Here is a 12562-nt window from a genome sequence, read left to right on the forward strand (position 1 = left end):
CAAGTGACTATATTAGGGATGTAAGCAAGGATTTTGCCTGCAATTTTTGAAAACCTTAAGGGGTGCTTGGCGTGCTTGATTATGAGGCGTTGGGTGCTTGCTAATGAATGAGGAAAAATGATGAGTAAAGTAATTGGTATCGATCTCGGTACAACCAATTCGTGCGTTGCTGTTATGGATGGAAAGGATGCACGGGTTATTGAAAACGCAGAAGGTGTCCGTACTACTCCTTCGATGGTTGCCTTCACAGACAACAAAGAGCGCTTGGTTGGGCAATCTGCAAAGCGGCAGGCTGTCACGAACCCCCAAAATACTCTGTTTGCAATCAAGCGATTGATTGGCCGGAGGTTTAGTGATCCACTGACGAAAAAGGACCAAGACCTTGTGCCATTCAAGATTGTAGAGAGCGATTCGGGTGACGCTTGGGTTAAAGCGCAAGGCGAAAATTATAGTCCAAGCCAGGTTAGCGCTTTTATTTTGCAAAAAATGAAAGAGACAGCAGAAAATCACCTTGGTGAAAAAGTCACGCAAGCAGTGATTACGGTCCCGGCTTATTTTAATGATGCCCAACGCCAAGCAACTAAGGATGCTGGAAAAATTGCTGGTCTCGAGGTCTTGCGTATTATTAACGAACCCACAGCTGCTGCTTTGTCTTATGGGTTAGACAAAAATGAAGGTGGTATGATTGCCGTTTACGACCTTGGTGGTGGAACATTCGATGTATCGATTCTGGAAATCGGCGATGGGGTTTTTGAAGTTAAATCGACGAACGGAGATACTTTTCTTGGCGGTGAAGACTTTGATAAGCGAGTTATCGACCATTTGGCTGATCAGTTCAAGCAAGAGCAGGGTATTAATTTAAGAGATGATCCGCTAGCATTGCAACGTCTGAAGGAAGCAGCTGAAAAAGCTAAGATTGAGTTGTCGGCGACCATGGAGACGGAAATCAATCTTCCCTTCATCACCGCAGATGCGTCAGGACCTAAGCACTTAACCGTTAAGCTTTCCCGCTCAAAGCTAGAATCTTTAGTTGCTGACCTAGTTGAGCGCACGGTTGACCCTTGTAAAAAAGCTTTAAAGGACGCCGGTCTTTCCGCAGGTGACATCAAAGAGGTGATCTTGGTTGGTGGTATGACTCGTATGCCCAAGGTTATTGATACGGTTAAGAATTTCTTTGGTCGTGAACCACACCGTGGTGTAAACCCTGATGAAGTTGTTGCCATTGGTGCAGCCGTTCAAGGTGGAGTGCTAAAAGGTGATGTAAAAGACGTTTTGTTGCTCGATGTAACGCCACTTTCGTTGGGTATTGAAACCCTTGGCGGGGTCTTTACCCGGCTTATTGATCGCAACACCACGATCCCCACTAAGAAAAGTCAGGTGTTTTCCACAGCTGATGACAATCAGTCGGCCGTAACGATTAGCGTTTATCAAGGGGAGAGGGAAATTGCCCAACAAAACAAGGCATTGGGTCAATTCAACCTAGAAGGAATTGCGCCAGCACCACGTGGCATGCCTCAGATTGAAGTAACTTTTGATATCGATGCTAATGGTATAGTCAATGTATCAGCCAAAGATAAGGCCACTGGTAAAGAGCAACAAATCCGCATTGAAGCCTCTGGCGGTTTGTCTGATGATGAAATCAATAAAATGGTTAAGGATGCCGAAGTCCACGCTGAAGAGGATAAAAAACGCAAAGAGCTTATAGAAGCCCGCAACCACGCCGAAGGCTTAACGCATAGCACCGAAAAAAGTTTGAAAGAGTTTGGTGATAAGATCTCTGTGGAAGAAAAGCAGGCTATTGAAACCGCATTGGAAGAGCTAAAAGAAGTGAGCAAAGGTGAGGATCTTGGAGCAATTCAATCCAAAACTGAAACGCTCAGTCAGGTTTCAATGAAGCTAGGTGAAGCGATGTATAAGGCGAATCAGGAAGCTCAAACCACGGGTGATGAGGCAGGTACCCAGACTACGGAATCTCCAGAGAATGTTGTTGACGCTGAGTTTGAGGAAGTTGATGCTGACAAGTCTGATACCACTTCAGAAAATGGTGATAACGAGCAAAAGCAAGCTTAAATCAGGCATCGTTTAAAGTAAAAGTCTCCTACGGGTTATGCACCTGTGGGAGATTTTATTAAAGGGTTTCAAAAGTATGGCAAAGAGCGATTATTATCAGTTATTGGGTGTTTCACGTACTGCCTCAGCGGATGAATTGAAAAAGGCTTATCGCAAATTGGCGATGAAGTATCATCCCGACCGCAATCCAGACGATAAGGAAGCTGAGAAAAAATTCAAAGATGTGAGCAAGGCGTACGAAGTCTTGCGAGATGATCAAAAACGAGCTGCCTACGATCAGTTTGGTCATCAAGCCTTTGAAGGAGGAGCAGGATCAGCTGGTGCGGGACGACAGACCCGCGGTGGTTTTGAATTCAATTTTCAAAACGCAGGCAGTTTTTCTGATCTTTTTGAAGAAGTCTTTGGAGATATGATGGGTGGTGGTCATCGCGGCCAAAGGGCAGCCAGACGTGGTAGTGACTTGCAATACAATATGAGCATATCTTTGGAGCAAGCATTTGCGGGCACCAAGAGATCCATTTCAATAACAACCCTTGTGGCTTGTTCTCCCTGTCAAGGATCTGGTGCCAAACAGGGCACAGAGCCAATACAATGCCAATCGTGTCACGGGCGCGGTAAAGTACGCTCGCAACAGGGGTTTTTCACAGTTGAACGGGCTTGTCACACATGTGGGGGTACCGGCCAACACATTGAGGAAAAATGCCAGTCTTGTGGAGGATTGGGCCGCACGAATAAATCTAAGGTTGTGCAGGCGAACATTCCAGCTGGTGTGGAGGATGGGACTCGCATTCGTGTATCAGACCAGGGAGAAGCTGGATTTCAGGGGGCCCCGGCAGGAGATTTATACATTTTTGTTGAGGTTAAACCGCATGAGTTATTTCACCGTGAAGGTGCAGATATTCACTGCCAAGTGCCGATTTCAATGCCTACGGCAGCACTTGGTGGCTCAATTGAAGTTCTCACGATTGATGGCAAGAAGGCACGCGTGAAAATTCCTGAAGGGACACAATCGGGTGAAAAATTTCGCTTAAGGGGCAAGGGAATGAGCGTTTTGCGTCGCTCAGGCAGAGGAGATATGTTTGTCCATACATTAGTTGAAACCCCCGTCAAGATGACAAAAAAGCAAAAAAAGTTGTTGCAAGACTTTATGGAAGAGGAGAAAGAATCTCACTCAAGTCCTAAATCTGAAGGATTTTTCGCCAAGGTCAAAGATCTTTGGGAGAATTTGCAGGAATAGCCCTTCAAGCCAAAATTCACAATCTCAAGCTAACAGGGCTGTTCAAGCTAATCTTCTCACCGACACAATTCCAAACAAAGTTGGTGTGTAGCTGCTGATACGCCTTGCAGCCCTTTCTTTAGGTTGAGCTCTACTTGCTGAAGCCGCGCGGTAGCCTGCACCATCTTAGTCGTTGTCCATTTTTGCAAATGGGTTTTGTAACGAGGCTGGTTTTTAAAAAAGATTAAAGGTCTTGCTTGAGTTACCGCCTCATGTATCGATTTTCCTTTAGCTATTTCAGCCTTCAGCTGTAATAACTTATTAAAGTGCAGCAGTACTCCGCGTAAAATGTGCATGTCTTCAATCCCCGACTGTTGCGCCTCTTCTAAAGCCTTCACCACCAGCAAAGGGTTGCCATCGGCAATGGCTAACGCAAGTTCACCAACCTGTCCTTCGACAAAGCTGTGACAACAGGCATGCCAATCATCCGTAGTTAGTTCGCTGTCATCTTTTTGCTGATACAGAGATAATTTATAAAAATTCTCTGCTAAGTCAGCACTGTAGTGTTCAAAATTTGCAAATATATAATGCTTTAAGTCTGGTGCAAAGCGCACGCTATGCTGCGCAGTTAACGCTCTTAGATAGTGTCTTTTTTCCTCTGGAGTTCCCAGATAACACCCCACGAATGCTGCTCTCTTGGATGTCTCATGCAAGGTTTTCAACTTTCTCAATGATGAGCCAACTAAACAAGAAAAAATTAACTGTACGGTCGTATCCTTTTCCAACACTGCCTCAATGAGCTTCACCGAACGATCAGTGGCTTCTGTGACAATGATGATTTTTAAATGGGCGGCCTTAGAAAAGAGATCACCCTGATTTTTCAAGAGATGAGGCTGTTCAAGCAAGCGATTTTGTGAGTGCTTTTCCACCACAATAGATTCTTGAGTCTTTTTGTGTGCGTCACAAATACTCTTTGTGCAAAACTGTAGATAACTCTCGTTTGTGCCATACAATAGGACGCTCTGCACGGATGCATCTGGAAAGTGAATGTATTGATCAAAACGTTTTTTCATCGCCAACGTTACCTTGTTTTGCCATTGCCCGGGAGGATAGAAAGCCCGCCAATAGTAGTTTAATATCTTCAGATAAAATCTTCAGTGCTCGCTTGCGCGCATCATTTTGAGCTGTTCGGGCCGAAAAGGAGCCAAACTCCGCCTTGGGACCCAGTGAGTAAGAAGCAACAGCTTTACGTGTTTCATTCAGTACGGTACCTCCTTCAACGACCTTTGTAAGCTTAATATCTGCCGTAACGGTAAGCTCAGAGTGGCGAGGTGTGTTATCTCTGCGAAACCCGAGACGCCGTATATTTTCTGAAAGTTCTACTTTTAAACGATAGACCGATGGGCATTTTTTGCCTTTCGGTGTCATCGTATCAAGCAAATAATTGCGGAGTTGCTGACCTGAACGATCTGCAATAATGTCGACACGAATGGCTTGCAATTGCTCATTGATGCTGCCTGCTCCTTCCGGGGAATAGAGAGGTTGAAAGCCACAACCGACTAGTAAAAAGAAACAACTGATAATGACAGGATAGGCTAATTTTCTGACCTTGAATGGAGAAAATAATTGGATTTTGAACCGCAAAGATTTTCCAATTCGTACCCCATACTTGAGCCACATCAAATTTTTTCTAAACAACAATGTTTACAACTCGCTTGGGGACTATAATCACCTTTTTAATAGGCTGGCTTGCCACAATATTCTGCACACTTTGTAGCTCTAATGAAGCTGACTCAATTTCTGCATTATTCGCCTCCGCCGGTACCTCAATCGTCCCCCGCAACTTGCCATTTACCTGTACCGCCATGGATATGATTTCCGCGATCAACAGCGCCGGCTCTGTCTCAGGCCAAGGGTGATGCACGAGAAATGTTGCATGCCCAAGTATTTGCCAAAGCTCCTCGGTTATATGCGGCACAATTGGATTCAACATTTGCACCAGTACTTCCAATGCTTCACGAACGACAGCTGGGTGCAAATTTTGTGTGGACGCCTTTTCCAAATCGTTGCTCAGTTCACGTAGTCTTGCAACATATTTGTTAAAATGAAATGACTCCAGATCCTTGGTTCCTGCCGCAATAGTGCGATGCACCAGAGTGCGCAGCTGCAAATCTTTCTGTGACAAACTTTTTGAATCTGGCATGGGAGTCTTGAGGGGTGCAGCAATCTGACAGAGCTGATGCACGAGTTGCCAAAGGCGGTTCAGGAACTTCCACATTCCTTGAATCCCTGATTCGGTCCAATATAAATCTTTGTGCGGCGGGCTATCGGACATCATAAAGAGACGCGCAGTGTCAGCGCCAAACTCTTTGGTAATGACGTTAGGATCGATCACATTTTTGCGTGATTTGCTCATTTTTTCTGCCCGACCAATACGTACAGGGCTACCATCTTCGATTTTAACATATTGGTCATTACCTAACGTTCGCACTGCATCAGGCTGCACCCATTGACCATCTTCATCTCGATAAGTCTCGTGGCATACCATGCCTTGGGCCAGAAGACGCTTGAAAGGCTCTTCAATTTGCCAGTAACCACACCGTTTTAGAGCTCTTGAAAAAAACCGTGCGTACAACAAGTGCAGGACTGCATGCTCAATACCGCCAATATACTGATCAACAGGTAGCCAATAGTGTGTGGCTTCCTTATCCAACGGTGTTTGGGCATTGGGGGCACAAAAGCGCCCAAAATACCAAGAAGATTCAAAAAACGTATCCAGCGTATCTGTTTCACGTTGAGCGTCCTTGCCACAACTTGGACAGGCAACAAACTTCCACGTGGGATGGAGATCAAGGGGGTTACCAGATTGTCCGATCTCAATATCCTCAGGTAATGCAACCGGCAAATCCGATTCTGGAACGGGAACCGGTCCACATTGTGCACATTGTATGATAGGAATCGGACAACCCCAATAGCGCTGCCGGGACACGCCCCAATCCCGTAAACGGTACGTGATGGCACCACGCCCTTTACCCTCTGCTTCTAAGCGCTCAATCATCTTGGATTTTGCTTGTACAGTAGTGAGACCGTTTAAAAACTCAGAATTAATCATCTGCCCCATACCGTCATATGGTAGTTCAGGAATCGTTTTTCCATCAGGAGAAACAACAGGTATAATGGGCAATTTGTACTTTTGTGCAAACTCAAAATCACGTTGGTCGCCCCCAGGGCAGGCAAAAATTGCCCCCGTGCCGTACTCAGCCAAGACAAAATTGGCAACGTAGAGAGGCAATTCTTGGTTTGAGTTAAAGGGGTGCAATACCTGTAACTGGGTATCAAAACCCTTCTTATCAGCTTTTTCAATTTGCTCTTGGCTGGTCCCCAAAGCATTACATTCATCGATAAATGCGGCTAATTCAGGATTATTTTTCGCCAACTCCGTACTTAAAGGGTGGTTAGGGGAAAGCGCACAAAAGGAAGCCCCAAAAAGCGTATCAGGACGTGTTGTAAAGATCTCTAAAGGATCAGATCTACCCTGAATCGGGAAATAAACATATGCCCCTTGTGACTTGCCTATCCAGTTGCGCTGCATGGTCACCACACGCTCGGGCCACTCAGTTAATTCATCGAGTCCTTGCAGCAAGTCTTCAGCAAAATCTGTGATTTTTAAAAACCACTGTTTTAGTTGCCGCTTTTCGATTTTAGCTCCAGAGCGCCAACCACAGCCATCGATGACTTGCTCATTCGCCAGCACCGTGTTTTCAACTGGATCCCAGTTCACCCAAGCTTCTTTCTGATACACAAGGCCATTCTTCAGAAAATCGAGAAATATTTTCTGCTCATGACCGTAATAGTCAGGGCGGCACGTTGCAAGTTCACGTGACCAATCATAGGCAAAGCCCACGGATTGTTGCTGCTCTCGCATAACCTTAATATTTTCTTCAGTCCATTGCTTTGGATGCAGGTTTTTCTCGAGAGCTGCGTTTTCAGCAGGGAGGCCAAAGGCATCCCAACCCATGGGATGTAACACATTAAACCCTTGAGACAACTTAAAACGCGCAATTACATCCCCAAGTGTGTAATTGCGAACGTGCCCCATGTGCATCCGACCTGAAGGGTAGGGAAACATCTCCAATACATAATATTTGGTTTTGTACTCATCATCGCTGGCCTGAAAACAATTGTTTTCAGTCCAGGTTTGCTGCCATTTTCTCTCTGTTTCCTGGACGTTATAACGCGCAACTTTTGCCATCACATTCACATACCCTTGCCCTTAAATACTTAAGACTTTACGTTGTTCATCTTGATTTGACGCGCCCTGGTCAAAATTGCCTCTTCAAATTCAGCAAATGACTTGGGGTCAACAAACGTATCCTGCCAGCCACTTTTGGCCATTTTTTGCTTGTGAATAGAAACCCGAACGCCGTCAGCTCGTAGTTGGCGATCCAAGATCACAATGTCTACTTTCAGCCTTTCACTGGGGCTTTCAGGTGGTGTATACCATTCGCTAATAATTACCCCGCCAAAGGGATCAACGGAACGCAAAGGCATAAAAGAGACCGTATCTAAAGCCCCGCGCCATAAATAATAGTTAACGCCAAGTCCGCCTTCTGCCTGCTGTTGGCGCTGTTCATCCCCGCCAAACAAAAACAGATCATCACCGAACATTTTGCCAAGCTTGTCCTCTCGGCGCTCTTTCTTTGACATACTATCGTCATCACTGACTTTAGAATCTGTTCCACTGCATCCAACCAGCAATAGGAAAAATCCGATTGCCCCAAAAGTCTTAGCTTCAAATCGTAACATGCTGTATCACCATATCTACATCGTTGTTCATAACTAACACCCAGCCAAATTTGAAATGTGGGATTTGCTTCAGTATATACTCGTGCGGATTCAAAATGTTGGATTTTATGATAGCGCAAAGCGCGCAGTTTACACTTGGTAAATGAGCACTTTAAGCGTATCAGAAAACCTACATTTTGGATCCGCTTCAATATGGTTAGATTGTGCTGTTTGCAGCCAAAGGTCAACAAAAAATTGTATACCGGATAGCACGGTTTTGTACTACAGCGCCCCTGTATGCCCATTATCATAGGCACCAGGAAACTTCTAATAAAACCGGCTTCTACAGTATGACAGCCGAGGAAGGGGATGACCGATGTACTTCACCATATACTTTCAATCACGCCCACAAAAAAAGGGGGAGCTCAGCTCCCCCTTGCAATTTAACCAATTAAAATTCAACCTAGAATTTGAACTTCGCACCCAACGCAACCGCGTGAGTATCGTTGTTGTTTTTGCCGCTGGAGAAGTCCGAATTTCCAACCTTCAACTCATTGTCATAGTCAACTGCTGCCTTACCAGTATTCAAACCTAATTTGTTATACTCAACAAACACAGATAAACCTGGAGCAAGTTTGCGGTCGTAAGTCACCGAGTAAATATCGGCTTCGGCTTTTATACCATTGTACTTGCGTTCACTGTGGTAATAACCAACAGCGACCTTGTCAGGTCCATAGGTATATCCTGCCGCAAACGAGTAGGCTTCACCAGCGTCGAACTTGCCAATGGTGATACCTGGATCATTCTGAAGATTCCTCAACTGATTCAGATTCTTAACCTGCCTCGAGTCACCGTTGTCAATCCACTCTGCACCCAACTCAAAACCACGGAACTCAGCAACACCACCAATGGCATAAGACATAGCCCGCTCACGAATTGCAGTCTGATTCGCAGTCGCCAAATTCGTAGAATTAAATGTACTGCCCGCCGCTGACTTGGTATGGCTCACCAAACCAGTTGCCGACAATGCAACACTAAAGCCATTGGCAAACTCGTGCATAAAGTTTACAGCACCAGACCAGTTACTCAAACCAAACGCTTCAGGAGGGGAGCTCTTAGTGCTTGTGCGGTTATGAGCAGAACCATCCTTGCCTTGACCTTTGTGCTCGCTGTTTGGCGCATAAGAAGCACCCAACTGGAAGCCCCAAAGACGCGGCGTAATGTAGCTGACCTTCGTGGCATACTTGGTCGATCCAACCAAATCTGTTGTTAGCAAGACACCTGAGGGACGATTGATCACAGTCTGGAAGTTACCATCGAAACCACCAGTTGCTCCCATCACACCGAAAGCACCACGAGCCATAAAGTTTTCAACACCCTGGGCATTACCAAACAAAACCGTACCCCATTCGCCTTTAATACGCAGACGGTTTTCTTCGATCGGATTATGGTTTGTAGAGTTGTATCGAACCCCAGTATCACCCGTAATTCCAAGTCTCCAGTCGTAGAACATTTGACCCAACCAGTCCATACGCCCAATGACATCAAAGTTCAAGCGAGAGTCTTCCATGGCAAAGTGGCTTCCATAGCCTTTTTCACCCTTACCTCCACCAAGACTAGGATCATCCTTGTTACTGAATATATGGTACGTTGCAGTAGCACGGCCACTAACTTTTAAGGCTGGTTTTGTTGCTTTCCTTGCCTCAGCAGCATCAGCAAACAAACCAAATCCCATTACGACTCCAAGTGCTGCACTTCCCAGCAAAAAGTTTCTCATATTCTCCTCCAGTTTACGATTCCAGGTACCATACTTAGGTACGAAAAGCCTAAAACGGCCCAACGTTTCTTACATCTACAGCCAATCTACCTCAACTAGCCCAAATCTTTGCAACGGCAATCGCTCCACCACCAAAGATTCTCAATCACTGTTGCTAGCAAGTCACACCATTCAAAATGAACTTTATTAAAAATTGTTTCACATTCGTGATCAACCTGAGTTTTGGATAAGGGAGGATTTTGCTTATCTGCCGCAGACTGTAATACCGGTCACCATCCCGGATCCATTCCGGGACAAGTTTTTCTCCAGTTCACCAATTGATCTAGAATGTCAGGTCTGTCGGTTGTGCCATAGGGGTATAAATATCTTGCGCTTTGTAACTATCCAACTTGCTCAGTCAAAAGCGCAATTTAAAACCATTGAAAAAATGCCATCTAAGGGTTTAATATGTTCATATCATGCGTCCTATTATTGGTATAACACTCGATCGTGAGGAAACAGAGAGTTACTCAAAGCTACCTTGGTATGCGGTACGGGAAAATTATGTAGACCCTATTGCTTTCCTTGGTGGTACTCCCGTGTTGTTGCCTTACCAATGTGATCACATTGAAAATTATTTGGATGTTATCTCGGGCCTTATTATCACAGGTGGGGGGTTTGACGTTGATCCTAAGTTTTATGGGCAAGAGGCTTGCCACCCTAGAATCAAATTAAAGCCAAAACGAAGCGAGTTTGAGCACAAACTTGCATCACGTGCGCTTGAACGTGATATGCCGGTCCTGGGCATTTGTGGAGGCCATCAGCTGATTAATGTCATTTTCGGGGGAAATCTCATTGCACATATCCCTGAAGATGACCCTAGTTATCTCTCGCATGAACAGTCACCTCCCTTTAATCAACCCGGACACACAATTAAAATCACTCCAAACACCAAGCTGCACCAAATCATGCAAATGGAGGGTGCCCCGGTCAACACAGCCCATCACCAGGCAATAGCTGATGTTGGAGACGGTTTAATTGTCAACGCAGTGGCACCCGATGGGATTATCGAAGGTATAGAATCTTTGACACACAGATTTTGTCTTGGAGTACAATGGCATCCTGAGTATTTGATCACCGAAGGTGATCAGCGTTTATTTGCAGCCCTGATCCAAGCGTGTATCCGATGAACCAAGGGCAAGATCAAGGACAAGGGGAACGTGTCTCAAAACACATTGCACGCTCAGGACTTTGTTCCCGGAGAGAAGCCGATCGTTGGATTGAAAAGGGACGCGTGCAGATCGATGGAAAAACAGTTATTGCCCTTGGAACCAGAGTAAAATCTGCTTTACAGATTACAGTTGATGGGAAATCGTTGCCACAACAGTCTGCTCCCAGGTTATGGCGCTTTTACAAACCTGTTGGACTTGTGACAACTCATAAAGATCCAGAAGGACGTCCCACTGTCTTTTCTGCTCTTGCCAAAAAGCTACCGCGGGTGGTTTCAGTTGGACGTCTTGATATGTATTCGGAAGGTTTGCTGCTGCTGACCAACGATGGAATGCTTGCCAGAACCTTAGAGCTTCCCAAAAGCAAAATTAAAAGACATTATCGCGTTTGTGTTGAAGGCCACGTGGATGTGGAGAAGCTTTCCGCCCTAAAAAAAGGCATCGATATTGAGGGCGTAAGGTACGAGGGCATACACATAGGTCTCGAGAAACAAAAAAAGAACACCTGTTGGTTACACATCATCCTGCAAGAGGGCAAAAATCGTGAGATTCGACGGATTATGACATTTTTTGGTTATACCATCTTAAAGCTTATTCGCACCAAGTATGGCCCTTTCGACCTTGGAAACCTTAAGCCAGGAGAGGTTGAAGAAGTTCCTTCTGCTGTATTAGATGATTATATCTCTCGAGATTTGCGAAAGTAAATCCTATGCGTATTGTTACAGGTATCCATAAAGGTCACGCACTTTCAAGACCACCTGGTCATATTACCCGTCCAATGATGGACAAAGTGCGTGAGTCCGTTTTTAATATTCTCATGCACCAGAATTGGAAAGTATGCAGTGGTACCATACTTGAGGGTGCTATCGTGCTTGATGCCTTTGCAGGAAGTGGAGCCATTGGTCTAGAGGCCATCTCCCGTGGAGCAAAGCAGGCTTATTTTTTTGATAAAAGTCCAAAAGCTCTAGGGATTGTGCGAGAAAATGTCTGGAACCTAAAAGAGCAAGATCGCTGTAAACTGCTTAAGGTCGATGCTACCAATCCCCCAAGGGCACCTCAGAGTATGGATTTGGTATTTCTCGATCCTCCCTTTGGTAAAAATCTTGTCCTAGCCTGTTTGCCTCCCCTAATCAAAACAGGTTGGATTAACAATAACACAATCATTGTTGCAGAAGTTGAAAGCGGTAAACCCTTATCCCTGCCAGCAGGAGTTCATATCCTACTTGAAAAATCATATGGTGCTGCGCAGGTTTTTTTTCTACAATTAACCTGAATTTTGCTCGTTATAACGGATTCTGTGGGACAATTTTGGGTTGAAAAAGGAGGCTCTTCGACGTTTCAAGTGGAATTAAATAAAAAATCCAGAGGAGCTCCGATCAGGTAGATCATAGTCATAAAGGACTCCATATTTCGGTATCCTCTAGCTCTTGCTCTGACTGCTTTGAACACGCCATTAAGGCCCTCCATCCTTGCATTTGTATGCTTTGAACTCCATCTTTGTATGAT

The 12562-nt window shown here is 45.2% G+C and carries 11 protein-coding genes; 5 read left to right on the forward strand and 6 right to left on the reverse strand.

Features of this window, described 5'->3' with window-relative positions:
- Nucleotides 1-120 precede the first annotated feature (120 nt).
- Nucleotides 121-2070 carry a molecular chaperone DnaK gene (gene dnaK, locus ABFQ95_00705; protein ID MEN8236062.1) on the forward strand — a complete coding sequence of 650 codons (1950 nt, stop codon included), beginning with the start codon at nucleotides 121-123 and terminating at the stop codon, nucleotides 2068-2070.
- 76 nt (nucleotides 2071-2146) lie between these two features.
- Nucleotides 2147-3307 (forward strand): molecular chaperone DnaJ, encoded by a 1161-nt coding sequence (gene dnaJ, locus ABFQ95_00710; protein MEN8236063.1) that lies wholly within the window; start codon nucleotides 2147-2149, stop codon nucleotides 3305-3307.
- Between the two features lie 56 nt (nucleotides 3308-3363).
- On the opposite strand, the gene holA is transcribed toward dnaJ, so the two are convergent.
- The 5 genes from holA to ABFQ95_00735 all read right to left on the reverse strand — a co-directional run bounded on the left by holA (nucleotide 3364) and on the right by ABFQ95_00735 (nucleotide 9848).
- A complete protein-coding gene (gene holA / locus ABFQ95_00715) occupies nucleotides 3364-4359 on the reverse strand; it encodes a DNA polymerase III subunit delta (GenBank protein ID MEN8236064.1) in 996 nt (331 codons plus the stop codon).
- Complete coding sequence (locus tag ABFQ95_00720; protein MEN8236065.1) at nucleotides 4343-4984, reverse strand: hypothetical protein; 642 nt, start codon at nucleotides 4982-4984, stop codon at nucleotides 4343-4345. Before ABFQ95_00720 ends, holA begins: the two co-directional genes overlap by 17 nt.
- The gene (gene leuS, locus ABFQ95_00725; protein ID MEN8236066.1) at nucleotides 4977-7538 is read right to left on the reverse strand and encodes a leucine--tRNA ligase; all 2562 of its coding nucleotides are present in this window, start codon (nucleotides 7536-7538) and stop codon (nucleotides 4977-4979) included. The genes ABFQ95_00720 and leuS overlap by 8 nt, the downstream gene beginning before the upstream one ends.
- Nucleotides 7539-7567: 29 nt before the next feature.
- Nucleotides 7568-8092: a DUF3576 domain-containing protein gene (locus ABFQ95_00730; GenBank protein MEN8236067.1), complete on the reverse strand. Its 525-nt coding sequence runs from the start codon at nucleotides 8090-8092 to the stop codon at nucleotides 7568-7570.
- Between the two features lie 442 nt (nucleotides 8093-8534).
- Complete coding sequence (locus ABFQ95_00735; GenBank protein MEN8236068.1) at nucleotides 8535-9848, reverse strand: porin; 1314 nt, start codon at nucleotides 9846-9848, stop codon at nucleotides 8535-8537.
- Between the two features lie 458 nt (nucleotides 9849-10306).
- Here ABFQ95_00735 and ABFQ95_00740 point away from each other — a divergent pair, with 458 nt between their 5' ends.
- The 3 genes from ABFQ95_00740 to rsmD are packed head-to-tail and all read left to right on the forward strand — an operon-like array spanning nucleotide 10307 to nucleotide 12329.
- Entirely contained in the window at nucleotides 10307-11017 is a 711-nt protein-coding gene (locus ABFQ95_00740) for a gamma-glutamyl-gamma-aminobutyrate hydrolase family protein (GenBank protein ID MEN8236069.1), read from the forward strand.
- Nucleotides 11014-11760, forward strand: coding sequence for a pseudouridine synthase (locus tag ABFQ95_00745; GenBank protein MEN8236070.1), 747 nt, complete (start codon nucleotides 11014-11016; stop codon nucleotides 11758-11760). Before ABFQ95_00740 ends, ABFQ95_00745 begins: the two co-directional genes overlap by 4 nt.
- Before the next feature lie 5 nt (nucleotides 11761-11765).
- Nucleotides 11766-12329, forward strand: coding sequence for a 16S rRNA (guanine(966)-N(2))-methyltransferase RsmD (gene rsmD / locus ABFQ95_00750; GenBank protein MEN8236071.1), 564 nt, complete (start codon nucleotides 11766-11768; stop codon nucleotides 12327-12329).
- A gap of 65 nt (nucleotides 12330-12394) precedes the next feature.
- On the opposite strand, the gene ABFQ95_00755 is transcribed toward rsmD, so the two are convergent.
- Nucleotides 12395-12562, reverse strand: a 168-nt coding sequence (locus tag ABFQ95_00755) for a transposase (GenBank protein ID MEN8236072.1), incomplete at its 5' end; no start/stop codon positions are given.

It is taken from the genome of Pseudomonadota bacterium, assembly GCA_039714795.1.
Lineage (GTDB): Bacteria > Pseudomonadota > Alphaproteobacteria > JAGOMX01 > JAGOMX01 > JBDLIP01.

Bases quoted from the DNA above. Each gene is read 5' to 3' on its own strand.
- rsmD (MEN8236071.1), top strand. From the start codon at position 11,766: ATGCGTATTGTTACAGGTATCCATAAAGGTCACGCACTTTCAAGACCA.
- leuS (MEN8236066.1), bottom strand. From the start codon at position 7,538: ATGGCAAAAGTTGCGCGTTATAACGTCCAGGAAACAGAGAGAAAATGG.
- dnaJ (MEN8236063.1), top strand. From the start codon at position 2,147: ATGGCAAAGAGCGATTATTATCAGTTATTGGGTGTTTCACGTACTGCC.
- ABFQ95_00740 (MEN8236069.1), top strand. From the start codon at position 10,307: ATGCGTCCTATTATTGGTATAACACTCGATCGTGAGGAAACAGAGAGT.
- holA (MEN8236064.1), bottom strand. From the start codon at position 4,359: ATGAAAAAACGTTTTGATCAATACATTCACTTTCCAGATGCATCCGTG.
- ABFQ95_00735 (MEN8236068.1), bottom strand. From the start codon at position 9,848: ATGAGAAACTTTTTGCTGGGAAGTGCAGCACTTGGAGTCGTAATGGGA.
- ABFQ95_00730 (MEN8236067.1), bottom strand. From the start codon at position 8,092: ATGTTACGATTTGAAGCTAAGACTTTTGGGGCAATCGGATTTTTCCTA.
- ABFQ95_00745 (MEN8236070.1), top strand. From the start codon at position 11,014: ATGAACCAAGGGCAAGATCAAGGACAAGGGGAACGTGTCTCAAAACAC.
- dnaK (MEN8236062.1), top strand. From the start codon at position 121: ATGAGTAAAGTAATTGGTATCGATCTCGGTACAACCAATTCGTGCGTT.